This window comes from Chryseobacterium sp. MA9 (assembly GCF_024399315.1).
Taxonomy (GTDB): Bacteria; Bacteroidota; Bacteroidia; order Flavobacteriales; family Weeksellaceae; genus Chryseobacterium.
The window spans coordinates 1,440,270-1,465,168 of record NZ_CP075170.1; the positions used below are offsets into that span (position 1 = coordinate 1,440,270).

General features: G+C 36.6%; 29 protein-coding genes. All 29 read right to left on the minus strand.

Annotated features, from left to right (window positions below):
• Positions 1 to 6: 6 nt before the first annotated feature.
• The 29 genes from gcvP to tpx all read right to left on the minus strand — a co-directional run bounded on the left by gcvP (position 7) and on the right by tpx (position 24,547).
• Positions 7 to 2,865 (minus strand): aminomethyl-transferring glycine dehydrogenase, encoded by a 2,859-nt coding sequence (gene gcvP, locus KIK00_RS06610; protein ID WP_255815765.1) that lies wholly within the window; start codon positions 2,863 to 2,865, stop codon positions 7 to 9.
• A 633-nt stretch (positions 2,866 to 3,498) separates the two neighbouring features.
• Positions 3,499 to 4,146 (minus strand): J domain-containing protein, encoded by a 648-nt coding sequence (locus KIK00_RS06615; RefSeq protein ID WP_255815766.1) that lies wholly within the window; start codon positions 4,144 to 4,146, stop codon positions 3,499 to 3,501.
• Between the two features lie 379 nt (positions 4,147 to 4,525).
• On the minus strand, positions 4,526 to 5,167 hold the full coding sequence (locus tag KIK00_RS06620) for an alpha/beta hydrolase (protein WP_255815767.1): 642 nt from the start codon (positions 5,165 to 5,167) through the stop codon (positions 4,526 to 4,528).
• A gap of 143 nt (positions 5,168 to 5,310) precedes the next feature.
• Entirely contained in the window at positions 5,311 to 5,571 is a 261-nt protein-coding gene (locus KIK00_RS06625; RefSeq protein ID WP_213279852.1) for a hypothetical protein, read from the minus strand.
• Positions 5,572 to 5,662: 91 nt separating this feature from the next.
• The gene (locus tag KIK00_RS06630; RefSeq protein ID WP_149832605.1) at positions 5,663 to 5,995 is read right to left on the minus strand and encodes a hypothetical protein; all 333 of its coding nucleotides are present in this window, start codon (positions 5,993 to 5,995) and stop codon (positions 5,663 to 5,665) included.
• Positions 5,996 to 6,006: 11 nt separating this feature from the next.
• Entirely contained in the window at positions 6,007 to 6,561 is a 555-nt protein-coding gene (locus KIK00_RS06635; protein ID WP_223601627.1) for an RNA polymerase sigma factor, read from the minus strand.
• 778 nt (positions 6,562 to 7,339) lie between these two features.
• Entirely contained in the window at positions 7,340 to 9,343 is a 2,004-nt protein-coding gene (locus KIK00_RS06640) for a S9 family peptidase (protein ID WP_255815768.1), read from the minus strand.
• Positions 9,344 to 9,520: 177 nt separating this feature from the next.
• Positions 9,521 to 9,979 (minus strand): DoxX family protein, encoded by a 459-nt coding sequence (locus tag KIK00_RS06645; protein ID WP_255815769.1) that lies wholly within the window; start codon positions 9,977 to 9,979, stop codon positions 9,521 to 9,523.
• Between the two features lie 125 nt (positions 9,980 to 10,104).
• Complete coding sequence (locus KIK00_RS06650; protein ID WP_255815770.1) at positions 10,105 to 10,563, minus strand: SRPBCC domain-containing protein; 459 nt, start codon at positions 10,561 to 10,563, stop codon at positions 10,105 to 10,107.
• Positions 10,564 to 10,606: 43 nt separating this feature from the next.
• Positions 10,607 to 11,035: an SRPBCC domain-containing protein gene (locus KIK00_RS06655; protein ID WP_255815771.1), complete on the minus strand. Its 429-nt coding sequence runs from the start codon at positions 11,033 to 11,035 to the stop codon at positions 10,607 to 10,609.
• A gap of 140 nt (positions 11,036 to 11,175) precedes the next feature.
• Positions 11,176 to 12,009 carry an SDR family oxidoreductase gene (locus tag KIK00_RS06660; protein WP_255815772.1) on the minus strand — a complete coding sequence of 278 codons (834 nt, stop codon included), beginning with the start codon at positions 12,007 to 12,009 and terminating at the stop codon, positions 11,176 to 11,178.
• Between the two features lie 47 nt (positions 12,010 to 12,056).
• On the minus strand, positions 12,057 to 12,923 hold the full coding sequence (locus KIK00_RS06665) for a VOC family protein (protein ID WP_255815773.1): 867 nt from the start codon (positions 12,921 to 12,923) through the stop codon (positions 12,057 to 12,059).
• Positions 12,924 to 13,090: 167 nt separating this feature from the next.
• Positions 13,091 to 13,330, minus strand: coding sequence for a hypothetical protein (locus KIK00_RS06670; RefSeq protein WP_223601634.1), 240 nt, complete (start codon positions 13,328 to 13,330; stop codon positions 13,091 to 13,093).
• Positions 13,331 to 13,365: 35 nt separating this feature from the next.
• Entirely contained in the window at positions 13,366 to 13,779 is a 414-nt protein-coding gene (locus tag KIK00_RS06675; RefSeq protein WP_047377587.1) for an SRPBCC family protein, read from the minus strand.
• A 238-nt stretch (positions 13,780 to 14,017) separates the two neighbouring features.
• Complete coding sequence (locus tag KIK00_RS06680; protein ID WP_047377588.1) at positions 14,018 to 14,449, minus strand: VOC family protein; 432 nt, start codon at positions 14,447 to 14,449, stop codon at positions 14,018 to 14,020.
• A gap of 87 nt (positions 14,450 to 14,536) precedes the next feature.
• Positions 14,537 to 15,313, minus strand: coding sequence for an alpha/beta fold hydrolase (locus tag KIK00_RS06685; RefSeq protein WP_255815774.1), 777 nt, complete (start codon positions 15,311 to 15,313; stop codon positions 14,537 to 14,539).
• A 2-nt stretch (positions 15,314 to 15,315) separates the two neighbouring features.
• The gene (locus KIK00_RS06690) at positions 15,316 to 15,840 is read right to left on the minus strand and encodes a DinB family protein (protein WP_255815775.1); all 525 of its coding nucleotides are present in this window, start codon (positions 15,838 to 15,840) and stop codon (positions 15,316 to 15,318) included.
• A gap of 256 nt (positions 15,841 to 16,096) precedes the next feature.
• A complete protein-coding gene (locus KIK00_RS06695) occupies positions 16,097 to 16,558 on the minus strand; it encodes a hypothetical protein (protein ID WP_255815776.1) in 462 nt (153 codons plus the stop codon).
• A 33-nt stretch (positions 16,559 to 16,591) separates the two neighbouring features.
• Positions 16,592 to 17,002 carry a VOC family protein gene (locus KIK00_RS06700; RefSeq protein ID WP_255815777.1) on the minus strand — a complete coding sequence of 137 codons (411 nt, stop codon included), beginning with the start codon at positions 17,000 to 17,002 and terminating at the stop codon, positions 16,592 to 16,594.
• Positions 17,003 to 17,099: 97 nt separating this feature from the next.
• Positions 17,100 to 17,507 (minus strand): VOC family protein, encoded by a 408-nt coding sequence (locus KIK00_RS06705; RefSeq protein WP_255815779.1) that lies wholly within the window; start codon positions 17,505 to 17,507, stop codon positions 17,100 to 17,102.
• Between the two features lie 76 nt (positions 17,508 to 17,583).
• Positions 17,584 to 18,174: a Crp/Fnr family transcriptional regulator gene (locus tag KIK00_RS06710; RefSeq protein WP_202838587.1), complete on the minus strand. Its 591-nt coding sequence runs from the start codon at positions 18,172 to 18,174 to the stop codon at positions 17,584 to 17,586.
• Between the two features lie 280 nt (positions 18,175 to 18,454).
• Positions 18,455 to 19,666 carry a DUF763 domain-containing protein gene (locus tag KIK00_RS06715; RefSeq protein ID WP_255815780.1) on the minus strand — a complete coding sequence of 404 codons (1,212 nt, stop codon included), beginning with the start codon at positions 19,664 to 19,666 and terminating at the stop codon, positions 18,455 to 18,457.
• A gap of 63 nt (positions 19,667 to 19,729) precedes the next feature.
• A complete protein-coding gene (locus KIK00_RS06720; RefSeq protein ID WP_255815781.1) occupies positions 19,730 to 20,860 on the minus strand; it encodes an NAD(P)/FAD-dependent oxidoreductase in 1,131 nt (376 codons plus the stop codon).
• Between the two features lie 48 nt (positions 20,861 to 20,908).
• Positions 20,909 to 21,742, minus strand: coding sequence for an AraC family transcriptional regulator (locus tag KIK00_RS06725; protein ID WP_255815782.1), 834 nt, complete (start codon positions 21,740 to 21,742; stop codon positions 20,909 to 20,911).
• Positions 21,743 to 21,781: 39 nt separating this feature from the next.
• Positions 21,782 to 22,186 (minus strand): glyoxalase superfamily protein, encoded by a 405-nt coding sequence (locus tag KIK00_RS06730; protein ID WP_255815783.1) that lies wholly within the window; start codon positions 22,184 to 22,186, stop codon positions 21,782 to 21,784.
• A 9-nt stretch (positions 22,187 to 22,195) separates the two neighbouring features.
• Entirely contained in the window at positions 22,196 to 22,543 is a 348-nt protein-coding gene (locus KIK00_RS06735; RefSeq protein ID WP_255815784.1) for a VOC family protein, read from the minus strand.
• A gap of 85 nt (positions 22,544 to 22,628) precedes the next feature.
• Positions 22,629 to 23,318 carry an alpha/beta hydrolase gene (locus KIK00_RS06740; RefSeq protein ID WP_255815785.1) on the minus strand — a complete coding sequence of 230 codons (690 nt, stop codon included), beginning with the start codon at positions 23,316 to 23,318 and terminating at the stop codon, positions 22,629 to 22,631.
• 67 nt (positions 23,319 to 23,385) lie between these two features.
• Complete coding sequence (locus KIK00_RS06745) at positions 23,386 to 23,961, minus strand: Crp/Fnr family transcriptional regulator (protein WP_255815786.1); 576 nt, start codon at positions 23,959 to 23,961, stop codon at positions 23,386 to 23,388.
• A gap of 82 nt (positions 23,962 to 24,043) precedes the next feature.
• A complete protein-coding gene (tpx, locus tag KIK00_RS06750) occupies positions 24,044 to 24,547 on the minus strand; it encodes a thiol peroxidase (RefSeq protein WP_255815787.1) in 504 nt (167 codons plus the stop codon).
• Between the last annotated feature and the right edge of the window lie 352 nt (positions 24,548 to 24,899).

The window sequence follows — 24,899 nt, forward strand, 5'->3', positions numbered from 1 at the left end:
CTGAGATTACATATAAGCTTCAATTGGCTCACAAGTACACACTAAGTTTCTGTCTCCGTAAGCTTCATCTACTCTTGATACAGAAGCGAAGAATTTGTGGTCTCTTACCCACTCTAATGGATAAGCTGCCTTTTCTCTGCTGTATGGTTTATCCCAAGAATCAGAGATTACCAATTGCTCTGTATGAGGAGCATTTTTCAACACGTTGTTAGTCGCATCTGCTTCTCCGTTGGCAATTTCATCAATTTCTTTTTTGATAGAGATCAATGCTTCTGCAAAACGATCGATTTCAGACTTGCTTTCAGATTCTGTAGGCTCAATCATCAATGTTCCTGCAACCGGGAAAGAAACGGTAGGAGCATGGAAACCATAGTCCATCAATCTCTTCGCCACATCAGCCACTTCAATGCCTAAAGATTTAAACTGACGGAAATCTACGATACATTCGTGAGCTACTCTTCCGTTTTCGTTTGAATATAAGATTGGGAAATGCTCAGCTAAAATTTCTTTCAGGTAATTAGCATTCATGATAGCATGCCCTGTAGCCTTTTTAAGACCTTCAGTTCCCAGCATTTTGATGTAAGAATAAGAAATATTAAGGATCAATCCTGAACCGTAAGGTGCAGCAGAAATACCCTCAATAGCTTCTTTAGACCCGATTCTGATATTCGCGTTAGAAGGAAGGAAAGGGACTAAGTGTTTAGCTACACAAATTGGACCTACTCCAGGGCCTCCACCTCCATGAGGGATTGCGAAAGTTTTGTGAAGGTTAAGGTGGCAAACGTCAGCTCCAATGTTTCCAGGACTTGTAAATCCTACCTGAGCATTCATGTTGGCACCATCCATATATACCTGTCCTCCGTGCTCGTGGATAAGGTTTGTAATTTCTTTAATGTTCGCATCAAAGAATCCATAAGTAGACGGATAAGTAATCATTACAGCTGATAAGTTGGCTGAATGAAGTTCTGTTTTAGCTTTAAGATCTTCGAAGTCGATTTCACCATTTTCAAGGTTTTTCACAACTACGATTTTCATTCCTGCCATAGCTGCAGAAGCCGGGTTTGTTCCGTGTGCAGACTGAGGAATCAATACTACATTTCTGTGGTGATCTCCTCTTGAGATATGGTATTCTCTGATTACCATTAATCCTGCATATTCTCCCTGAGCTCCAGAGTTTGGCTGAAGAGAAGTTCCTGCAAAACCTGTAATTTCTGCTAAGTCTTTCTCCAGTTCACGGATCATTTCCTGATACCCTTCAGCCTGGTTAACAGGTACGAATGGGTGAACAGCTCCCCAGTTTTCCCAGGAAAGCGGTAACATTTGAGTTGCTGCGTTCAGTTTCATCGTACAAGATCCTAAAGAGATCATTGAATGTGTCAATGATAAGTCTTTTCTCTCAAGACGCTTGATGTAACGCATCAATTCTGTTTCCGTATGGTATTTATTGAATACTGATTCTGTAAGGATTTCGTCTTTTCTTAAGTTTTCGTCCGGAATGCTGTATCCTTCTTTTATTTCTAATTTGAAAGTCTGCTTGTCTTTAAACTGAGCGAAAGAAGCCATCAGATAGTTTAATTTCTCTAATGTTGTACTTTCGTTGATCGCAATACTTACCACACCTTCTGTGAAATAGTTTAGATTTAATCTGTGATCAAGCATCAACCTTACTAATCTTCCTTTCTCATCTTCAGCCATCGTGATTTTCACAGTATCAAAGATTGGCTCTTCTACTACCTGATAACCTAATGCTTTAAGACCTCCTTTCAAAGCATTTGCTTTAAAGTGAATCTGATCTGCGATATAGTTCAATCCTTTTGGACCGTGGTAAACAGCATACATTCCAGCCATTACTGCCAAAAGAACCTGAGCTGTACAGATATTTGAAGTAGCTTTCTCTCTTTTGATATGCTGTTCTCTTGTCTGCAGTGCCATTCTTAATGCACGTCTTCCGTACATATCCTGAGAAACGCCGATGATTCTTCCCGGGATATCTCTTTTATAGTCTTCTCTACAAGCAAAGAAAGCTGCATGAGGACCTCCGTACCCTAATGGAATACCAAATCTCTGTGTAGTTCCTACCGCACAGTCAGCCCCCATTTCTGCAGGAGATTTCAGCTTAACCAAAGCCATAGGATCACAGGCAACTGCTACCTGAAGGTCCAGCTTTTTGTATTCTACGATATTTTCTGTGTAATCTAAAACGATTCCGTTTTTACCAGGATACTGTAATAAAACTCCATAATAAGAACCATCAAACTGGTGTGTTTTATGATCTCCCACTACAATTTCTATTTCTAATCCTTCAGCTTTTGTTTTTAATACAGAAACTGTTTGAGGAAGAACAAGGTCAGAAATAAAGAACTTATTAGCTCCTGCTTTTTTCTGATCTTTCGTTCTGTTGTTGAAGAACATATGCATTGCTTCAGCTGCAGCAGTAGATTCATCCAGCAAAGATGCATTAGCTAATGCAAAACCTGTAAGATCACATACTACAGTCTGGAAATTAAGAAGAGCTTCAAGTCTTCCCTGTGCAATTTCTGCCTGATACGGAGTATAAGCTGTATACCAGCTAGGGTTTTCAAAAATATTTCTCTGGATTGCTGAAGGCAAAAGTGTATTGTGGTATCCAAATCCGATGTAACTCGTATAATCTGTATTTTTAGATGCCAATTCTTTTGAGTGGTTCAACATTTCGTATTCAGAAAGCGGTTCCGAGATCTCAAGATCTTTCTCTAAACGGATAGAAGATGGAATGGTCTGAGAAATTAACTCTTCAATACTAGAAACGCCAAGTTTCTCCAACATCGCCTGTTTATCGGCTTCATTAAGGGAAATGTGACGGCTCACAAACTGTTCTGTATTCATTTTTATTTATTAGATTTTGTTTGTAAAAAGATGGGTAAAATTACAATTTTTTGGACGATTTCACAAGAGTACTACCAAGGTGATAATTCACACCTCTATTTGTGACTTTTTCTCATAATTCACATTTCATAATTTATGATAAGGTTTACATTAATTTCATTAATAATAACCACTATCCTATACATAATATATAACGAAAAGCATTAATTAACATATAATTAAGTACATTATCTATTGCTAAAATAATGTATTTAATCAATGGATTTTAACCTATTAATTAAACTTATATTAAAAAGAGTTGGTAAAAACTATTTTTTTCCAAAGTGTAAGCTTAAACCTAGTTTATAGTGAATGTAAGAAATTATCCGGTATAAAATTTAAGCCCATTAATGCCGAAAAAAGCAGGCTATAACTGCTACACATCAGGTTTAAAGAATTTTATGAAATTTTATTAATTATATTTATTCTAAATTAATATATTTGCAGCATGAATATGATTGTCCCTTTTAAAGTTCCGCCTTTGGCACCTTACTCATTCAATAACGAAGAGATGTTCTGTGAAAAGAAATCGTGTTGTAAAAAGTTCAAGAAAGGAAAAAGATGCAAAAAATGCCCGGGAAGAAAGAAAATGGCCTAGCCTAGCGTTTTAATCAAAAAGTATAAGGCAATTGCCAGTACGATAATTCCCCAAAACAGCATTATAATTTTAGGTTGCCCATACCTGTTCATCACCGTTCTGGGTTGTGGCTTAAACATTTCTTCTACCGTATTTTTGAATTTTTCAGTATCATTTTCAAAAACTTCCGTAATGGTAATTCCCTGAACAACGGTTTTGTGCAAAAGAGAATTCGTTGCATGAAGCAGAAGCTGGAATTTCCCATCTTTAAATTCTGTGATCTTGAAGATCCTCTCTCCATATGGCTTTTCTAATCCGAAAGGCAATACCTTCACCACATCGGCATTACTCGTCTGCCAGTTGATGATTATCTCCTCTCCTTTTTTTGCGTGAATTTTATTCGCTGTAAAAGTTTTGATGGCAGGTGGAATATTATATCTGAAACTTCGTTGATGACTTTCTAAATTCTGATCGTAAGCACGTCTTCTGACAGGATCACTCAACGTCTCATAAGCTTCCTGAATTTCGCGGAAACGGTCAGCAAAAAAGTCGTCGTTATCATTTTTATCAGGATGATATTTTAAAGACAGTTTTCGATACGCTTTTTTGACGTCTTCTTCCGAAGCATCCTGGGATATACCGAGAAAATAGTAGTAGTCTTTCATTGAGAAATACAAAAATAAGGATTTATTTTTCTTTGTGTTTGATGTTTACGGTAAAATTTTGTTGGAAGAACGGATCTAAAAGCCATTGCGAATCAAAGGTGAAGCAATCTCAATATCATTTATTATTTTAAAGTTGGAAAACGCAAAGACGCTAGTTCTTTTTCAAACTGCATATTTTAAGACGCAAAGATTTTATCTCCGATAAAATTGTACTTCTCAACAAATGCTGCGAATTGAATGAGCTCAACAGTCCTTTTGTCATTCCGAGCATAGCGAGGAATCTCAACTTTAATTTCTGCCCGCAGATTTCACCGATTACGCAGATCATTTCGCAGCAACTTCAATCATAAGAACTAAACGGTAATAGCTCAACCAGTATCTATTTGCGGAAAATCCAATCCTTAGCCGGAACAATCCAGTCATTGAGGGCCTTGAAAAGAAAACCATGATTCATCCCTGTATTAAGCTCTATTTCTTTAAAATCCTTAATACCGGATCTGATCAATCTTTGCTCCTGTGACAACGGCACATGCCCGTCATCCGACTTCTCAGTAATGGAAAGAATTCTTCCATACAGCTTAAAGTTCTTATCTTTTTCCAAAGAATCATCTTTAAAGCTTGCTCCAATGAAGACAAACTTCAATTGCGGATTTTTCTCATAAAAAGATACATACTGAGCAATATATCCTCCCTGAGAAGTTCCTACAACAGTAATCCTTCCAGCTGGAATTCCTTTTTTCATAAGACTGTCAATCTGCTTTCTCACTTTCTCTGCATAGACCATTGGATCTGAATTGGCTTTTCTTTTCTCAGAAATCACAATCGTATTTTTATCCTTTAATTTATTGAGTATTTCTTTATACTCTGCAACACCATATTTGGGATGCGCTTCTTCAAAAGAATGATCTTCTAAAAACTTATTATGTAAAAAGAAAACATATTGTTTCTGTCTGGAATTTTGTCCGTAAATGATCATTGAAAAAAATGACAGCGCTGCAATAAAAATATTTTTGATTTTCATAATCTTCTGAATAAACTTTATAACAAAGAAACAAATGTAAGACTAAAACACCTCTTAACAGCTTGTTTTAAATAAAAAATTCCGGCGCGGGAAGCTTTGCTTTCCGCGCCGGAATGTAACAATTTCAATTTAGTCTTTGCGTATTATGCTTCGAAGGTATTATCCTTTTTTTTACAGCATCTTGAATGGAATTCTTTTTTGAATTTCCCTTTCAGTTCCTGATAGTCTTCATCATTCATTTCTCTGATCTTATCTGCCAGTCCGAAAGGTGATTTTTCCTTGATTCCGTACTCATCAAAAATTCCTTTGATAAATCTTTTTCTTTGTATTGCTTTTTTAGCGATTAAGGCTACACCCACAACGGCTAATGCTCCTAGAGCTCCTTTTAATGCTGAATTTTTCATTTTTTCAAAATTTTAAATTTTACTACTTCTTGTTTTTTATAGAGACGAATGAATTCTAATTTTACTTTACTACTTCTTTAAAAATTTCAAATTATTCGTTGTTTCTGTTGAAGAATCCTCCCGAGCATTTATTTCTCCAAACTTCTTTGAACTTCTCCCTTTCCTCAGGGGACCAGCTTTCCATTTTTTCTCTCATTTTTCTTTCCTTGAAGTCTTTCATCCCTTTACCGAAATGGAAACCTCCGAAAAGAATTTTACTTAGGATCAGTATTCCCATCGCCTGCCAGAATGTAATGGCTTTTACCCCTAAAATCTCTGGGAGAAGGCAATTCCAAAGCAGCATTACAATCCATGTAACAGCGGCTAAAATTAATGGTGGGCATAACAATAAAAAAATCCAACCCTTTTTGTGTTTATGATTCATAATTTCTTTTTCTAACTTTTTAAATCTTCGTATAATTTTCTCAATCTGTTTCTCAAATGCTTCACAGCATAGTTTTTTCTACTGATGATGGTTTTGATGTTTTCACCCTGCTCATCGGCAATCTCCTGGAGGGTTTTGTCGTTCAGTTCATTTTCTACGTAGACCAGTCTTTGTTTTTCAGGAAGTTCGTCAAGTGCTTCAAACAGTTTTTTCCAGATCTCATCCTGAAACATTTTCACTTCAGGACCAGCACTGTCATCCATCAATAAGATATCCTTGATAGAAAAACTGCCGTCTTCATCTTCATATACGAAATCTTCAAGATTTTCTGTTTTCTTTTTACGGTAACGATCCGTGATTTTATTCGCTGTTACTCTATATAACCACCCACCAACATTTACGATCTCCGAAATATTCGTAAGGCTACTGAACTGATACCACACTTCCTGCAGAATATCTTCCGCATCCTCCGTATTTTTCACTTTCGGACGAATATAGGACATCAGCTTCCCTCCGTAGTTGGAAACGGTCTGCGAGATGATGCTTTCTTTCTCTTTCTGTGGCATTGTTATTTTTTCGACAACCTCCATATTGCTATGACGGCCAGCCTTTTGGTTTTACTTTAATAAATTTAAAATATTTTTCTTACAATTCAATTTTTCTTTTATTCATCAACATTTTTATCTTCTTATTTTTATCAGATTACCCCATTGCTTATTACTCATTATTTATTTTCTTAGGAGCTTATTCCCGCTATCCGCTCATACTCCTCACGCCAGGCTGTTCCTCAACCTTATCCTCCGACGCTCCTACTCATGTTCCGGGGTAACCGCTGCTATCGGGGCTAAGAGTATCAATGATGAATGACAAAATCTTTGTATTTCCAAACTTATATATTTTTGTTGGGGTCGCAAGGACGCAAAGTTTTTCTAATCTTTATGCGTAATTTTTTAAGGCGCAAGAAAATCAAAGATTTTCAGCAAGTGGGATTCTTTTTATTTTCTTGTAGATCAGTGTAGATCAAGGTTATTAAACAGTTTTTATCAATACCTGTATAATTAACAAGAAGAGCTATTTTCAACATGAAGCCTGGATTCCTCGCTTTGCCCGGAATGACAAACTTACCGTTGAAATATCTGTAAAATCTTTAGAACTATACAATTTTACCCGAGATAAAATCTTTGCGCCTTAAAGCATACCGCTTGTAAAACCTTAGCGACTTTGCGCTTTTCTAACTCCATTTATTAGACTTATCATGAGATTGCTTCGCTTTGCTCGCAATAACTTTGTCATAAAAAAACGGAAGACCTAAGCCCTCCGTTCAAATATTATTTAATTAATAGTTTACTTATTAAAATTTTCTGCAAAGAATCCTAACATCGATTTGTAAAGTTCAATTCTGTTCGGTTCTTTTCCAAACCCATGTCCTTCGTCATATTTTACAAGGTAAGGAACTTCAAAACCTTTGGCACGCATTGCTTTTACAATCTGGTCAGATTCATTGATATTTACTCTTGGATCATTAGCTCCCTGTACTACAAATAACGGTTTCTTAATCTTATCGATCTGATATACCGGAGAAACTTCCTTAGCAATTTTAGCTTCTTCAGGATTATCCAGGTCATACCAGATTTGTTTTACCATTTCTTTATAAGGCTTCCAATATTCCGGGAAGGAAGCAAAGAAGGTAAAAATATTGGAAACTCCTACGTAATCCACTCCGCAGGTATACAAATCCGGAGTTTTGATCAATCCCATTAATGTTGCATATCCTCCATGACTTCCTCCGTAAATGGCTACTTTATCTTTGTCTACCCATCCCTGTTCAATGGCATATTTTACACCATCTTCCACATCATCCATTGCCTTTCTTCCGATCTGTTTGTAACCGGATTTCTGGAATGATTTCCCATAGCCTCCGGAAATTCTGAAGTTGACCTGAAGTGTGGCATATCCTCTGCTTGCAAACAACTGTGTTTCCGGATTGAATCCCCAGCTGTCTCTGATTCCCTGCGGTCCACCATGAGGATTTACAATCAAAGGAACTTTTTTCCCTTCCAGTGCCGCTTTAGGCAGTGTGATATATCCATGGATAGTCAGCCCGTCTCTGCTTTTAAATTCGATAGGTCTCATTTCAGCCATGTCTTCTTCCTTCAACTGAGGCATCAGATTGTAAAGAAGCTTGGTCTGCTTGGTTTTTGTATCATATTCATAATAAGTTCCGTAGAGCTTATCACTTCCTACAACCACCAGAAGTTTATCATTATTATCATCGGAAGAAGCAATTCCAAATTCCTTATCTCCGAACTGAGATTTTAATTTATCATGTATTTCTTTATAAAATTTACTTACCGGAACCGTTTCTCCTTTTGTCCCTTCATAGCTGATAAAATCCAGCTCATAGTTTCTGTTTTTTCCGGCAGTGCTTATTGAGCTTACATCATATACAGGATTAGAATAAATTTCTTTAATCACAGCATTTTTTTTCAGATCATATAGCACAATTCTCGCTTTATCGCTATCCAGATTCGTTACTACATAAGCTTCGTCTTTGTTTTTAGAATTTTCATTAAATTCTATAATACTGAAAGTATCAGACCAGTCCGCAGATTTGATCAGATTGAATTTTCCTGTCTGCAGATCTTTATAATATGTTTTTGTGGTTAATCCGTTTTCAAGAACACTATAACCTCTTAAATTTCCATCTTTATCAAAAAGGTAATCGTCAATAGGGCTGTTAACATCTTTATTTTCATACAGCTGGGTCATTTCTCCGGTAACGAAGTTGATTTTAAAAGGTTCAAAAATCTGTTTATTATTTTTATTGAGGGTAACCACAACGAAGTCTGTATCTTTTATAGGAATGATTGACTGTACTTTTACTCCGTCAAATGGTGTTAAATCCTTCTGATTTCCGCCATCTGCATCTGTAGCATACAAATGAATATTCTCATTCCCTCCTCTATCCTGTGTGTAGTAAAGGCGCTTTTTATTTAGCCAGCCATAGCCTCTGATCAGATCATCTTTTTCCACGATAGCTTTGGTAATTTTTCCTGAACTCAGGTCTTTTACATAAACGTGATTCTTTTTGTCCTGATCTTTTTCTTTATAGGAAAGGTATTTCCCGTCGGGAGAGATTTTAAAAGCCGAAGCTTTTGGCCTTGCAAAGTAATCTTCAACTTTGTATTTAAAGTTTCCTTTGTCGTAAGAAATAAGCTTCTCAAGATTGGCTTTGGAAGATGGCAAAGTAGGATCTCCCGGCAGTTTGGCAGTAGAACTTTGTGCGTTAGTCATAATGGTAGAAAGTACAATAAGGGCTGTACCGAAAATGTTGTGATTTAGGTTCATAACTTCTGTTTTAAAGGTTAAAGTTATAGAAAGCACTCATTTTTAAAACAATAGAAAACGAATGCATTTATATAATAAGACATATCATACCCACAAAACGTTACACAGTTTTATCATTTAATTAAAAAAAATATCAATTATATAAAAAAGACAGCCTTAGTTGACTGTCTTTTTTATTTAGTGTAAGTATATTCCGAAATACCATGTCCAGACGATTAAGATAATCTGCATGGAAATCCTTTGAGTATAAAGGTATTTCATTCCCGGACCGGTGTAATCTGCTTTAAAAATATTAATCTTTTTCCTGGAAGAATTGATATTGGCTATAAAAACCAAGACATAAAAAATAATGAGTAAAACTGCGGTTATCTCACGAATAGCCGGAATCATGAGACCAATTCCTGCTGCAATTTCCAAAACACCTGTAAAGTATACCCAAAACATTTTTGCGGGCATAAAATCCGGGATCATCATGGCCATTCCTTTTTGGAATTTAAAATGGGAAACACCTGTAAATATGATAAATACAGCCATTCCAAGATTACCTGAAAATATAAAATCCGGCTTCCCCTGAAACAAAAAAGTCCCCAGCAAAGCCAGAATAAATGTTGCAAAAAGTATTACAAGTAGCTTCATTTTTTAGTTGATAGGTAATAGATTATAAGTAAGAGGTTGCAGATGGCAGGGATTAGAGATGAATATCAAGACAGCAACTCTAAACTCTAAATTTTGAACTTTAAATTTTAAACTTTGAACTTCAATCACACTGAATCAAGACTTATTCCTTCTGCAAGACTTTTCACAACCATCAATCCTTTTGTAAAACCTGTGTTCATATGGTCTTCCCATTGTTTTTCAACCTGAACTTCGGCATGAAGTTTTGTTTTCCCTCCAAAGTCTATTAAAAAATATTTTTCAAAGCTTCCGTTCCATTCCATTACTTCCTTGCTTTGGGTGTCCTCTACTCCATTTTTGTCTACCATTCCCAGATGTTTAAAAACAATCTGATTGGGTTCATCCAGGCTGTCTATTGTTGAAACCATTCCTTCTCCCTCCGCATTAAGAAAATAGGTCTTTCCGTCTACCTTCCAATCGGACTTCATGATAGATCCTGCACCGAAAAACCGGGTCCATTCACTATATGTTTCAGGGTTCCAAAGAATATCCCATACTTTCTGTAGAGGAGCATCAATTACTGTTTCGTATGATAAGGTTTCCATTTTTTTATTTTTTAGAGTGGTCATTTCGAGCAAACTGAAATATTTAAAGCTGATTTTCTGAAAGATGCTTAACGATTGTCATCGCTTTTGGAAATTTCTCTTCAAAAAAATCTTTAAATTCCGCAGGGGTCTGAATTTCTGTTTTCAGAAGCGTTCCTTCTTCATTTTCTTCAAGAAAATAAGCTTCCGTTGCTTCTCCCCAGTCCTGAGGCACTTCAATACCTTCATAAATTTCTCCCAGGTGCAAAAATTTTATTTCTTCATTGGGAATAACTTTTTCTACTCTGCTGTACATCCCGTTGTTTTTGGGATCGAGAAATTTAATAATATTGTTCTCTTCGAGCGTTCCTTCATAGAAAGAACCGTCTGTAAATGCTGTTGTCCATTGCCTGTATGTAATATCTCCCCAAAGGACACTCCATACTTTTTCCGGCTCGGCATTGATTTCTATTTCATATGATAATCGTTCCATTTTATTTTAGGTATTTGGTTGTAGATAATAGGTTGCAGGTGATTGGGTGGAGTTTGAGGGTTTGAAAGTATTAGAGTAAAAGTGTATTGAACTGCAATTCTAACTTCTAACTTCTAACTTCTAACTCCTAACTTCTCATTCTATCCTCCGACGAAATCACCTCCATTAATGTGAATGATTTCTCCTGTGATATAACTTGCATCTTTAGAAGCAAGAAAAACATAAGCAGGAGCCACTTCCGATGGCTGCCCCGCACGCTTCAGCGGAGTATCTTTTCCAAACTTGGAAAGGTCATCAAAAGCTTCTTTCACAAGCGGAGTCCAAATAGGTCCAGGTGCAATTCCATTCACCAGAATTCCTTTTTCGGCCAGATTATCCGCCAGTGAACGGATAAAAGACAACACGGCTCCTTTTGTAGCCGCATAATCAAGTAAATGATCGCTTCCGCGGTACGCTGTGACAGAGGTTGTGCAGATAATTCTTCCTCCTTTTCCAATCATCGGAAGAAAATTTCTGGTGAAAGAAATCATAGAAATGATATTGGTATCAAATGTTTCCTGAATCTGCTCATCAGAGATTTTTTCCAGACTGTTTTTAGAGGTATGAATTCCTGCATTATTAACAAGAATATCAAGTTTCTTCCACTCTTTTTTAATATTGTCTGCGCATTTGGTTCTGAATGCTTTCCGGGTAAGATCACCTTTAATAAGTATGCATTTCTGCCCTTCTTTTTCAATCAGTTTTTGGGTTTCTTTGGCATCATCATCACTTTCTTTGTAGATAATAGCAACATCTGCTCCTTCTCTGGCAAAATGAACGGCTACAGCCTGTCCTATGCCGCTGTCTCCTCCAGAAATAACTGCTTTTTTACCCTTCAGCTTCTGACTTCCCTGATAATCGTTGCGGATAATTTCCGGAAACAGCCCTTCTTTAGGGACTTTTGATTTAGATTCTGATTTGTTCTGTGTCTTCATATGCAAATCTTTTCTCTAAATAACATCAAACAATACGCCGAAACAGATTAAGAATGATAAGCATCCTCCAAATCCTGAATGATAATTTTCTGCATTTTCATCATCGCCTGAACTACATTATAGGCTTTTTCCTGATTGGAATCGTTCATTAACTGAATTAATCTTTTAGGCACTATCTGCCAGCTCAATCCATATTTATCTTTCAGCCAGCCACACATACTTTCTCTGCCGCCGTCTGCTGTCAGCGTGTTCCAGTAATTATCGGTCTGCAGCTGGTCATCCGTCATCACCACCAATGATATTCCTTCATTGAAATCAAACTGGTGATCGTAAGAATTATCCATGCAGAATAAACTGTAATTGTCTATTGTAAATTGAGCATGCTGAACATTTTCCGCCGGTTCCGGGATATCATGGCCTTCACTTCCTGCGCCATAGGTCAATATGCTTCCTATGCTTGAGTTGGGAAACGTTTTGGTATAAAGTTCCATTGCCTCTTTTGCTTTTCCGTTGTTCTGATGGATAAACATCAAAGTAGGTATTATCTTTTGTTCATTTGCTTTTTCGCCCAGAAACAACTGCCATGTTACACCATATTGATCCTGCACCCAACCATATTTTTTACTCCATGAGTAAGATCCCAGTTCCATCAAAGCCATCCCACCATCCAGCAGCTTATCCCAGTATTTTTGAACCTCATCTTCTGTTTCACAAATTACCATGAAAGATATAGAAGGATTTTTTTTGAATTGCGGACCACCGTTCAGAAGCATCAATCTTTGTCCAAACAAATCAATATTCATCACCACAGGCGTATCTGCCGTAATCTCACCGCCAAAAACTTTACAATAAAATTCGGCAGACTGCTTGGCGTCTCCGTCATACCAGAGACATGGGAAAATATCGTTATTCATAATTTTATTTTTAAGTGGATTGATTTATATATTTTTGACTTTTTCTTAGGGATATTGTATTCATCTGCTGATTAATTTTACAGCAAAAGAAATCTTATGTCTTTGCATTTAAAGGAGGCTGCTTCACTTTATCTGCAATGACACTGTAGAAATGTCTGGTTATACTTTCATACTTCTTTAAAACATACCTGGTTTTCTTTCATATAATTCTTCAGTTTTACCATCGTATTTTTCCCGAAACCATGCAGCTGCATAATTTCTTTCTCGGAATAATCTGAAAGTTTTTCCAAAGAATTTATTTTTTCTTTTTCTAAGGCTCTTCTTGCAGGTATTGCAATAACCCCATGAAGAAATTCTTCTTTAGGGTCATAATTAAAAGCATAAATGGAATTTAAACTCTTGGACATGATGACTAAATTGATCATGGCTACAAAAAATAGTGTTAATGATTCTCAACATACTTGTGGAAATTATTAAGAATAGCATACCAGCCATCTCGCTGCATTTCCACAGAATTTTGTTTTTCCGGATCGAAAATTTCAATAACTTTCGTTGTGTTCTCATCTATTTTATCGAAAACAACTTCTACTTTCCGTCCGTCCTCCATATGATATTTGATAACTTCATGAGGAATAATTTCATCATATACTCCTTCAAAATCAAATCCGAAACTTTTGTCTTTAGCTTCCATTCTGTTTTTGAATTTGCCTCCTACCGTCAGGTTATTTTCAGAACTAGGGCACTGCCAGGTTTCGTGGGCAAAATTCCATTTTGTAATGTGTTTTGGCTCATTGAAATAATTCCAGACTTTTTCAACGGGTGCTAAAATTGTAATGTCTATTTTAATTGGATCCATAGTTCTAAATTTTTTAAAAGTTTAAATAAAGAGCTGAGCCGTCTCAAAAGTCAAATAATTGGATTATTGTCATTGACTACATCGAATCTTCGATTTCTGACGAAGGAATAATCTTATTGATTTCCAAACACATAAGATTCTTTACTACATTTCAGAAGTGCTTTCGCAGATTTCAGTTTGTGTTCAAAATGACACTTTTGAGACAGCCCATCTCTTTTATCATTAGTTAAATATAGTATTATTTTGCGTATTCATCATTATAGTTCACCATCCAATGAACACCATATTTATCCTGAAAGCATCCGAAATAGTCTCCCCAAAACTGATCTTCAATCGGCATTTCTACATTTCCGCCATCAGAAAGCTCTTTAAAGATTCTGTCAGCTTCATTTCTGGAATCCGGGAAAATAGAAACATAATTATTGTTTCCTACAGTAAGAGTCTGCCCAAAACCGGGTACGATATCTGATGCCATTAAAAGGTCACCCCCAATAGGCAAAGCAATGTGCATTACCCTATTTTTTTCTTCTTCTGAAAGGTTTTCTGTACCGGGAGCATTTCCCATTTTGTGGATTCCTCCAACGAATTCACCACCGAAAACAGTTTTGTAAAAATTGAACGCTTCTTCAGCTGTTCCATCAAAATTCAGATACGGATTTAATTTAGCCATGATTTTTAATTTTAAAGTTATTATTATAAGATATAGGTTCTACTGGTGATCCATTAAGAATTAATTAATTTAATATGAATAAAACACTTAATGGTTTATAAATTTCTCTACTTCACTGACGGTAAAGTCTATTAAGTTTACATCAATACTTCCGTCAAAGTCAGGCATCATATAGACACCATGAGTGGCAGGAAGTATCATTAATCTGGAGCCTTTCACCAGGCGCCACATTGCTGCAGCATGCTCTGGTTTCATGACATCCTGATCTCCACTGATGAATAATGTAGGTGATTTGATAGAAGCCAGCACCTCATCATCCCAGTCTTCAAAAGTCTGCATCCTTGTGCAATCTTTCTCAAAAAGGTTTTCCAGTTTTGAAAAATCTGGATTGAGATTTAAAAAATTAATTTTGAAAGGTTCCGGCATTGATTCAAAAGTGGCTTCCTGCATTCCTTCAAAAAAACCGTCTATCATTCCGCTTCTTTTATAAAAAGCTGAGGCAACAACCAGTTTCTCCACGATTCCGGGGTGACGGTGGCCAATCTGCATTACAGTACTTCCTCCATTACTAAATCCCCAAAAGGAAGCTTTTGCAATGTTAAGCTCTGCCAGTACTCCGGCTACATCGTCTGCATCCTGTTCAAAGGTTTCAGGAATATCGCGGTGTTCACTTCGTCCATGATTTTGCAGGTCTATTCCTATGAGCTGAAACTTATCTTCCAGCCTTGTGATAACTTCTTTAAAATCATATAAAATGGAAGAGCCTCCTCCATGGATTAAAACCAGTGGTTTTCCAGATCCATAGATCTCGTAATACAATTGGATGCCGTTGACTTTTTTATAGCCTTTTTCTACTGGATTCATTATTAATATTTAAGATTTTCGTCCACGTCATATTTCATTCCAGGATAGTTCAGAATTCTGCGCATCAAGCCTATCTGTCCACAGAGATAGTCTTCACGTCCAATACACATTCCGACAAAATTGAGTTTTGTTTCTTTAATGAAGGGAATATTCATTCCTATTTCAAATATTTCATCCAGTTCTTCATCAGTTACTTCATGAAGCTTTTGAAATACTTTAGCTGAAATGGCATGGAAGTTTTCTTTCAATTCGGCCAAAGTTGGATATTTAAAGCTTTCATCCAGTGCTTTTCCCTGGAAAAACAAATCGCTGTAAGGGTCTTCTTCCTGTATTCCAAGTACCCAGCCCAGACCATAGCGCATATTGACAAAGTTTCCTGCCATCCATACAATATGATTGGTTTTATTTTCAATTCTTTTCAACGCGTCTTCTTCCGAAATGCCATCTAATACATTCATAAAGCTTTGGGAATGCATTCTGTAAGCCGGAATAACGAGTTCCATTTTTTTTGATTTTGGTGTGTCCATTTTTAGTTAGAGATTAGAAGTTAGAAATTAGAGGTTAAAATGTTGAAGAAACGCAAAGGCGCTAAGTTTTCTACAAACTATACGTTTTTTAAGGTGCGGGGATTTTTATCTTCGATAAAATTGTACTCATCTAAAGATAATGCCAATATTTAAACGGCGTTGTCATTCTGAGCAAGGCAAGGAATCTCAACTTTTATATTAGAGATGGTGCACTCAGTTTTTGCAGATTACTACAAAATTGGGTTGAAAACTTCTATCATTTTATGGCGCCTGGTTTTCCTAGAATTCTGCGGAGATAACCCAGTTGCCCGCTGTGGTAAATCTCATGAAGGCTTAGGGTTGAAATATCATTAACCATTTCAGGTTTAAAGCTGTCAAGAGCTCCAAGTTTAGCTTCCAGCCTGTCCTGAGATTGTTTCAGATAAGATTTTAAATCTTCAAAGCTGACCAATTCATCTTTACGGTCCAAAGGAATTTCCCCTCTGTTGTAGCAAGAAAACTTTTCACTGTCCCAAACAGATTCTTCACCTAAAATATTCAGAAGGGGATTTCTGATATAGATTAAATGTCCCAGAATCCAGTTCATGCAATTAGCTTCACCATTAGGAAAAATCATAGATTCTTCATGGGTAATGCCCTCAGTATTCAAAGAAATCACCTGATAGTTGCTCACTACCTGATTCTTTATTAATTCTATATCATTTGATATTGCTTCCATTGGATATGTATTTAATAAGTAAATGATAATATATTATTCTGCAGGCATCTGAGAGGCATCTCCATGCATTACTTCCCACTGATGGCCATTGATATCTGCAAAACTGCTTTGATACATCCATCCGTAATCTACAGGCTCACCATATTTTGAACCTCCGTTTCCGATGGCTGTTTTTACCATATGATCTACTGCTTCGCGGCTGTTTACCCCAATGGCAAGAAGTACCTGTGTAGTATCTCCTTTGGCAAAAGGTCTGTTGGTAAAGGTTTGGAAGAACTCTTCTTTAAGAAACATCGTATAAATATGATTTTCCTTCATGACAACACATATTGCCTTATCGTTTGAAAACTGTTCATTGATAGAAAAGCCAAGCTCTGTCCAGAATTCTCTGGTTTTTTGTACGTCTTTTACTGGTAAATTGACGTAAATATCATTAATATTCATTTTGTAAATTTTAGTGGTGATTGTCATCCAAAATTACCAGGATATGGTAAGAATGTGCTTGTCATAGGACAAGATTTAATTTTTATTTGGATTTAAATTATTCTGTCGGCATTTGAGACATATCAGCAAAAGTAATATTCCAGCCGTGCCCGTCCAGATCCCAGAAAGAATTCTGATACATCCATCCGTAATCCTGAGGTTCTTCATGTTGCCACGCTCCGTTTTCTACAGCGGTATTCACTATTTTATCTACTTCTTCACGGCTGTTCAAACCTACTGCTACAAGAACCTGGCTTGTATTTTCTTTGGCAACAGGTTTATTGGTGAAGGTCATAAAATAATCTTCCTGCAGAAACATAGCATAGATGGTATCATTCAAAACAACGCAGGTTGCTTTATCATCAGAGAATTGTTCATTAATCGAAAAACCTACCTTGGTCCAGAATTCTTTTGTTTTCTGTACATCTTTTACAGGAAGGTTCACATAAATTTGATTGACTTTCATTTTTGTAATTTTAGTGTTAAATTGTAATCCAAAATTACCAAGGTGCAATGAAAATCAACTTGTCATAAGGCAAGATTTAATTTTTCTTAGGATGGGAAACTATTTCTTTGCGAATACGGCTTAAAGAAGTGTCTGTAACTCCCAGATAGGAAGCAATCTGCTTCAATGGTGCAAATTGTATGACTTTAGATTTCTGTTCCAGCAGATTAAGGTATCTTCTGGTTGCTGAAAGAGTGAACATTTCTACGGAGCGTTGTTTGTAGGCAAAAAGCTCCTGAGACATCCATGATCTTCCCCATTCCCTGAGATTTGGGATTTTATGGAACAATTCCTGGAAAGTGTCATAATCCAGTCTCCAGCATTCACAATCTGTAATACAAACAATATTTTCCTGAGACGGAACCCGTTGAAACATTGACAAAACCTCAATAATCACTTCATTCTCTACGAAAAAATGAGTGGTTACTTCATTTCCGTTGAAATCATTAACATAGGAACGCGCCAATCCGCTTTCAAGAATATAATATTCATTAGCCGTTTTTCCTTCTTCAAGAATGAAATCACCTTTCTGGAAAGATGTTTTTTCATGAGCCTGAAATATTTCAGCAAGTTCTTCAGGGAAAAAGAAAGGGAAATCATAGCAGGTTTCTAAGGCTTTATTGGTCATTGGTGTCAATTTTTTAAGTCTTTAAAAGTAAAATTTTTAATTGAATTAAGAACAAAAAACATTAAACAAAGATTTTAATATTTTTATAAAAAAGCATCTATTACACTGAAATAAAAGCTACTTCTAAAACCAATAATTTTTAAACAGCTATTTAAAATACACTATCTCTTACCCCCTCGTTAAAAATTCTTTGGATTTTTGAAACCCTTCCAAAGGATGGGTATAATAAAACATTTATCTGACATTAATAGAACTGTCGAATCTTAAAAAAATAGTAAGCTTAGAACAGAGAAAGCTGTATCGATTTCTGCGAACTTGGCTTCTCGGCATCTCCAAAAACTGTTTTTCCGCCAAAGCGCCAGGAATTTTGTCTTTCTTCTTCAATTACCTTCTGGATATCAAAATCCGGAGTGAAGTCTTTTTCTGCTTCTGTTACGATCTGGTGAAGCTTATTTAAAGAGTTCAGCTTATCAGAATTTCCCAGTTTGGACTTTTCAATTCCTTTTCTGAGAATGCTGATACTTTCGTCATAGGTATTGATAGGAACAGGGAAAGGATGTCCATCTTTACCTCCATGAGCAAAGGAAAACCTTGCCGGATCAGCAAATCTTGACGGTGCTCCGTGAATCACTTCACTTACCAAAGCCAATGACTGCATGGTTCTTGGTCCTACTCCTTCCAGCATCAGCAAATCTTCAAAATTCTGAGGCTGCTGTTCTCTGGTAACATACAGAAGTGCTCCCAGACGCTTCAGATCAACATCAGAAGCCTGAACGTCATGATGAGCAGGAAGAATCAATCTTGCAAAATCTTTCATCACTTCTGCTGAATCGGTATGGGAAATATCTAAAATTCCCTTTCTGTTTTCTGAAGCTTCAGTATCGGTAAGGTTAAGAATTCTTCCTCTTGAAACCCCATTGATTCCTGTGTGAGGTTTTTCTACAAATGAGGTGATGTTTTCAGAATGCCAGTGATACCTTCTTGCTGTACCGTCGGATTCATGCATTCCCTGCTGAATAACACTCCAGTTTCCACTATCTGAAAGAATGAAATTGTGCAGATACAACTGATAACCATCCTGAATAGCAGTATTATCTACTTTTGCAGAAAGTTTGCTGGCTCTTACCAGATCTGTTCCGTTCAATCCGGTTTTATCTGCAATCCTGATTAATTCTGATGGAGTTTCCCGTGAAAATTTTCCTTTTCCTCCACAGATATAAAGTCCCAGAGATTGAGAATTAGGATTGATAGAACGTTTTAAAGCTCCCATAACGGAAGTAGTGATACCTGAAGAATGCCAGTCCATTCCCATTACCGCCCCAAAACTCTGAAACCAGAACGGATCTGCCAGCCGGCGCAGTACCTCATCTTTACCATAATCCATCAGAATGACTTCAATTATGGAAAGTCCCAGCACAGACATACGTTCATACAGCCATGGCGGTACTTTGCCATAGTGAAGGGGTAAATCTGCTGTGCCTGAACGTTTCATTCTATGATTAAAGTGTAAAGGTAAGTTTTATTCCGCTTAATTTTTAATGATCCGAATCATTAATTATTGGATAAGACTTGTGAAAGAGAAGTTGACATCACGCATTTCCAGTTCATTTTTGCTGGATTCAAGCTGAGCTTCTTTGGCATAGATAAACATCTCTTTTTCGTAAGCATTAATGGCTTCGGATATTGTTTGGTATTTTCCTTCCGTTAGATTTTCTGATAAAATTAAAGCATCCAACAGCCCGGTATTCACTCCTTGGCCGGCAAAAGGAGGCATAAGATGAGCAGCATCGCCAATAAGTGTTACAGGCAATGAGCGGTTATTTTTCCAAGGCTTGTCTAATGGAATTCTTTTTGTTGGCAGCCCCACAAAAAATGAGGTTGAAAGGAATAACTGCTGATACAGTTCATTCCATGAGGAAAATCTTTTGGCAAGAAACTGGCGAACCTGTTCTGTATTTTTAAAATCCAAAGTACAGCCATCTTTCCATTCCTCGGGCTTTTTGAATATAACTCCATAACTCAAGGAATCGTTATTAAATGGATTGGCTACCAATAAATTGCCTTCAAAAGCTGCCATTGGTCTTTTTCCTTCACACCATTTGAAAAATTCGGGACATGTTTTTTCAGGCTGTGGAATATCTCCCTGAATAATAAACGTTCCCGTTTCTTCCACTTCAGCGTCTGTAACGTATTTTCTTACTCTGGACATACCTCCGTTGGCACCAATAACGAGATCTGCGATCACATCAGGCTTGTCTTTAAAATGAAGAATCCATTTGCCGTCTTTTTCTTCCATTCCTGTAAAATTCATATCCCAGATTACGGTATCATCTGCCAGACTGCCAAGCAGCATTTCTCTCAAATGATTTCTGTTGATTTCAGGATTGTCATATTGATTTTCAGGTGTGATTTCTTTCGTAAAAAGTATATTGCAATGTTCATCAGCGATTTTGATTCCCATAGGCAGTGCCATCTCGTAATACTTATTCAGCAATCCAGCCTTTTTCATAGATTTCTGTCCTGATTCTTTATGAAGATCCAATGTACCGCCCCAGACTCTTGTCTGTGCATTCACATCTCTTTCGTAAACATTTACTTCAACATCTTTTTGCTGTAATAAAACGGCCATGGTTAAACCTACAGGTCCTGCGCCAATAACGGCGACTTTTTTATGATTCAATACCATAATTTGTAATGTATTTATTATGGTACAAAATTCAGGAATGTAGTAGTATCATGCTTGTACAAATGCGACAAAATCATTGCTTAAGACTTGTTTTCTTTTTCTGGCTTCCCGTGCGAAAACAGCTGGTGTTGTACCGCTATACCGTTTAAAATCTCTGCTTAAATGAGATTGGTCTGTATATCCAAATTCCTGAGCAAGTTCAGCGATAGAAGTATCGGGAGCATGCCACAGATGGTTTCTTATCTGCTCAAAACGCATAATACCAGATACATCTTTTACGGTATGACCGGAAGATTGTTTAAACTTTCTTTCCAATGTCCTGACGGTTGTATGGGCTAAATCCGCTACCCGATTCACAGGAATCGTTCCATTATTTTTCCTCATGGCAGCTCCCGCTTTAGAAAGGAGACTGTCCGCTGTGATGTGACTGTGTAATTTCAGAAAATATTGTTCTACCTGAGCAATAGCATCCTTTATTTTCCCTTGTGTAATGAGATCATTCAATACAGTGTGAAGTTGTGCAACAGGATGTTCGAATATATGGACTCCGTTTTCAGTTTTTTCTGAAGAAAGCCCCAATAAGTCAAAAACAGCCCATGGAAAACATCTTATCCCGATAATTTCCAGCTGATTCTGAGCATGAAAGAGAGCAGGCTGATTGAGCAGCCCCATGATAAAAGGAGAAGGCAAAGCCTGTAGAATTCCCTGATGAGAAATACTGCATCTACTCCCAAAATGAAAGATGATTTCGGCATAACCATCCGGAAGTACTGAAAATTCGGACACGTTTTCTCCATAATCTCTTCTGTTATACCAGAAGCACTTAATGGTATCCTTTAATTCTTCCGGGGCTTCAAACTCCTGATGTATATTGGAAAACATAGTGTAATAATGACTATTTTTTATGCTGTTCGTGCAGAATCAATCGTGAGAATAAAGCTTCAGATCTTTATGTTTTTCTTCATTATATTCTTCTTCAAAGGTAATTTTATTCCCAAAAGGATCAATTACGGTAAAAGATACAGCTCCGTAAAACGTTTTTTCAAGTCCGGGACGGTTATATTTGTATTTTTTGTCGATGAGTTCTTTATGATATTGCGGAACGCCTTCACCCCAGACGGCAACTCTTGTTCCGGGTGTTCCATCTCCGTGGTGTTCGCTTAAATGGAAAATGATATTTTCTCTTTTCACTTCCATATAAACGGGAGTATTTTCATCAAAATAATGTTCCCAGACGATATCAAATCCCAGCCAGTCTATGTAAAATTCTTTTGTTTTCTGATAATCGAAGATTCTTAATATGGGAATAATTCTATCTGCTTTCATTATAAATTTTTATTGGTGAGACAGTATATTGATCAGTTTCTGAAATGGATCTTTAACAAAAAACCTGCGGACTCCCCAATCTTCATTGGTTAGCTCATAAGCAATTTCAAAACCGGCATTTTTCATTTTGTTATAGACTTCATCTACATTATCCACTTCAATGGAAAGATCGGGAACTTCGGTATCATTTCCTCCCTGTTCTGCAAAGCTTATTTGAATTTTAGCTTCTTCATCATTACCCAATGTTTTGATCCAGCCATGATCCATCAAAACGTCCAGTTCCAGAATATCCTGATAAAACTGATTGGCTCTGGAAAGATCATTCGTTTTAATATTTGCTATGATTCTTTTTACCATTTTGCACTAGTTTTTCATTAAAAAAGCCTTGTGAAATTACGTAAAATTTCACAAGGCTTGATAAATTATTGTACTGTATATTGTATTATATTGACGAAGCAGCTTCTAAAATCAGCTGAATAACTTCTTCAGGATGTGATGCCAAGGAAGCATGTCCTGCATCCAAAGAGATTATTTTCTTTGGTTCAAGACGTTCTGCCATTTCTTTTTCTGTTTCTGCAGGGATCATACGGTCCTGCAGTGAGATTTGATACCAACTTGGACGCGTTTTCCATGCCGGTTCACCTGCTACATCACCGAAACACTGACCGTGAATAGGTTTTTGCGATAATGACATTACCAGTGCTTTTTCATCATCCAAATCCTGACAGAAAGCAGATTTAAATTCATCATATTTAATCCACAAAAAACCTTTGTTATCAGGATAAATACTTGCTCCCCCCGGAGATTCCCGTCTTCCTAACAGAGATCCCAGACTGTCTCCTGCATCCGGTGCAAAAGCAGCAATATAAACCAGTCCGGCTACTTTATCATGGTGTCCCGCTCCTGAAATAACAGCACCCCCATAGGAATGTCCTACTAAAAGCACCTTGCCTTCCTGGGCATCAATAAGATCTTTAGTCTTATTAATATCGTCCTGCAGAGATGTTAATGGATTCTGAACACTTCTTACTTTATAGCCCGCTTTTGTCAGTGAAGGAATAACGTATTGCCAGTGTGAACCGTCTCCCCATGCTCCGTGTACCAAAATAATGGTTAAATCTTTTTGTTCCATAATTATTGTGTTAAAATTTGATGATGATAAAGCTACGGCTTAAAATATCTGTGGACGTTAACTTAAGTTAATTAACGATACGGCTTCTGATACGGCTGAGTGACTGTTCTGTTACACCAAGGTAGCTGGCAATGTGTTTCTGGGCTATTTTCTGAAAGAGCGCAGGTTGTTTTTTGACAAGATTAAGATATCTGTTTTCAGGGGAAAAACACAGCAGATCATCAATCCGTTTTTTGGCATCGAGATAAATCTTTTCACTCATCACTCTCCCAAATTGCTGCCAATATGCTTCTTTTTTATATAAATTCTGCAGATCTTCTTTACTCAACAGTAAAATTTCACAGTTTTCCAGCGCCTGGATGTTCATATTGGATACGGTATCACAAAGGATGCTTTCATAGTCGGTAAAAAATTCATTTTCAAAATAGAATCCGAAATTGATTTCGCGTCCCTGATCATTGATATAGAAAGATCTGATGGTTCCTTTTTTGATAAAGCCCAGATACTTGCATTTTTCTCCCTGTTTCAGAAAAAAATCAGACTTTAAAAGCTTTGTATCATGAAGCAGTGCATAGAATTCTTCAAAGTGCTCTGAGTCTACCTGAAAGAGTTCCCCATATTTCTTATAATTATTTGACATCATTTGGTGTGATTTGATTAGGTTTTATTTTCAAAAAAAGCCTTGCAAAATGATTCACAAGGCTTTTTTACAAAAATTATTTCTATTATTTGTTCAATGCAGCAAGAGCGGCATCGTAATTAGGCTCATCAGCAATTTCAGGAACCTGCTCAGTATATACTACTTTGTTGTTTTCGTCTGTAACGATCACGGCACGGCTCAATAATCCTTTCAAAGGAGAGTCCGCGATAGTCACTTCATAATCATCTCCGAAGCTGCTTCTGAAATCTGAAAGTGTTTCTACGTTATTCAAACCTTCAGCTGCACAGAATCTTCCTAATGCGAATGGAAGGTCTTTTGAAACATTGATGATAACCGTATTATCAAGTTTTGAAGCCTCTTCATTAAATTTTCTGGAAGAAGCAGCACAAGTAGGGGTATCAATGCTTGGGAAAATATTGAATACTTTTTTCTTTCCTGCAAAAGTTTCCAGCGTTTTTACCGCTAAACCTGAGTCTACCAAAGCAAAGTCTTTTACAGTGGTTCCTACAGATGGTAATGTTCCTATTGTGTGTACTTCGTTTCCTTTTAAAGTGATTGTCGTTGACATAATATTTATTTTTTTAGTTTTCCAAATTTAATCAAAAAAGAAAATTTTCCCAGTCTTATTATGGTTAAATTAATCTTAAAGTGAAAATAAAAGTATTTCGTTTGATAATCAGTTTTTTTCAGACAAAATCCTTTAGCTACAGTACTGAAAAACCAATATCTATGTAATAAAAGATCCAATATATAAAAATTGTAGAATTATTAAAAAAATAAATGTTAACATATCTGCAGCTTATTCAATTATACCGATATAAACCAATATGAAATATAAAGAGGTAAAAGCCTTTTTTTTTATGGAAATATCCCAAATAAAACAATGATATTTACTAAATTTGTGGGACTTAAAATTTCAA

Coding starts and splice junctions, on each gene's coding strand:
- KIK00_RS06645 (WP_255815769.1), bottom strand. CDS start 9,979: ATGAAGCTACTTGTAATACTTTTTGCAACATTTATTCTGGCTTTGCTG.
- KIK00_RS06630 (WP_149832605.1), bottom strand. CDS start 5,995: ATGAATCATAAACACAAAAAGGGTTGGATTTTTTTATTGTTATGCCCA.
- KIK00_RS06730 (WP_255815783.1), bottom strand. CDS start 22,186: ATGAAAGCAGATAGAATTATTCCCATATTAAGAATCTTCGATTATCAG.
- KIK00_RS06635 (WP_223601627.1), bottom strand. CDS start 6,561: ATGCCACAGAAAGAGAAAGAAAGCATCATCTCGCAGACCGTTTCCAAC.
- KIK00_RS06705 (WP_255815779.1), bottom strand. CDS start 17,507: ATGAAAGTCAATCAAATTTATGTGAACCTTCCTGTAAAAGATGTACAG.
- KIK00_RS06670 (WP_223601634.1), bottom strand. CDS start 13,330: ATGTCCAAGAGTTTAAATTCCATTTATGCTTTTAATTATGACCCTAAA.
- KIK00_RS06685 (WP_255815774.1), bottom strand. CDS start 15,313: ATGAATCCAGTAGAAAAAGGCTATAAAAAAGTCAACGGCATCCAATTG.
- KIK00_RS06690 (WP_255815775.1), bottom strand. CDS start 15,840: ATGGACACACCAAAATCAAAAAAAATGGAACTCGTTATTCCGGCTTAC.
- tpx (WP_255815787.1), bottom strand. CDS start 24,547: ATGTCAACGACAATCACTTTAAAAGGAAACGAAGTACACACAATAGGA.
- KIK00_RS06625 (WP_213279852.1), bottom strand. CDS start 5,571: ATGAAAAATTCAGCATTAAAAGGAGCTCTAGGAGCATTAGCCGTTGTG.
- KIK00_RS06675 (WP_047377587.1), bottom strand. CDS start 13,779: ATGGATCCAATTAAAATAGACATTACAATTTTAGCACCCGTTGAAAAA.
- KIK00_RS06660 (WP_255815772.1), bottom strand. CDS start 12,009: ATGAAGACACAGAACAAATCAGAATCTAAATCAAAAGTCCCTAAAGAA.
- gcvP (WP_255815765.1), bottom strand. CDS start 2,865: ATGAATACAGAACAGTTTGTGAGCCGTCACATTTCCCTTAATGAAGCC.
- KIK00_RS06655 (WP_255815771.1), bottom strand. CDS start 11,035: ATGGAACGATTATCATATGAAATAGAAATCAATGCCGAGCCGGAAAAA.
- KIK00_RS06735 (WP_255815784.1), bottom strand. CDS start 22,543: ATGGTAAAAAGAATCATAGCAAATATTAAAACGAATGATCTTTCCAGA.
- KIK00_RS06725 (WP_255815782.1), bottom strand. CDS start 21,742: ATGTTTTCCAATATACATCAGGAGTTTGAAGCCCCGGAAGAATTAAAG.
- KIK00_RS06615 (WP_255815766.1), bottom strand. CDS start 4,146: ATGAAAGACTACTACTATTTTCTCGGTATATCCCAGGATGCTTCGGAA.
- KIK00_RS06740 (WP_255815785.1), bottom strand. CDS start 23,318: ATGGAACAAAAAGATTTAACCATTATTTTGGTACACGGAGCATGGGGA.
- KIK00_RS06700 (WP_255815777.1), bottom strand. CDS start 17,002: ATGAATATTAATGATATTTACGTCAATTTACCAGTAAAAGACGTACAA.
- KIK00_RS06720 (WP_255815781.1), bottom strand. CDS start 20,860: ATGGTATTGAATCATAAAAAAGTCGCCGTTATTGGCGCAGGACCTGTA.
- KIK00_RS06680 (WP_047377588.1), bottom strand. CDS start 14,449: ATGGCTAAATTAAATCCGTATCTGAATTTTGATGGAACAGCTGAAGAA.
- KIK00_RS06620 (WP_255815767.1), bottom strand. CDS start 5,167: ATGAAAATCAAAAATATTTTTATTGCAGCGCTGTCATTTTTTTCAATG.
- KIK00_RS06710 (WP_202838587.1), bottom strand. CDS start 18,174: ATGACCAATAAAGCCTTAGAAACCTGCTATGATTTCCCTTTCTTTTTC.
- KIK00_RS06695 (WP_255815776.1), bottom strand. CDS start 16,558: ATGGAAGCAATATCAAATGATATAGAATTAATAAAGAATCAGGTAGTG.
- KIK00_RS06715 (WP_255815780.1), bottom strand. CDS start 19,666: ATGAAACGTTCAGGCACAGCAGATTTACCCCTTCACTATGGCAAAGTA.
- KIK00_RS06650 (WP_255815770.1), bottom strand. CDS start 10,563: ATGGAAACCTTATCATACGAAACAGTAATTGATGCTCCTCTACAGAAA.
- KIK00_RS06640 (WP_255815768.1), bottom strand. CDS start 9,343: ATGAACCTAAATCACAACATTTTCGGTACAGCCCTTATTGTACTTTCT.
- KIK00_RS06745 (WP_255815786.1), bottom strand. CDS start 23,961: ATGATGTCAAATAATTATAAGAAATATGGGGAACTCTTTCAGGTAGAC.
- KIK00_RS06665 (WP_255815773.1), bottom strand. CDS start 12,923: ATGAATAACGATATTTTCCCATGTCTCTGGTATGACGGAGACGCCAAG.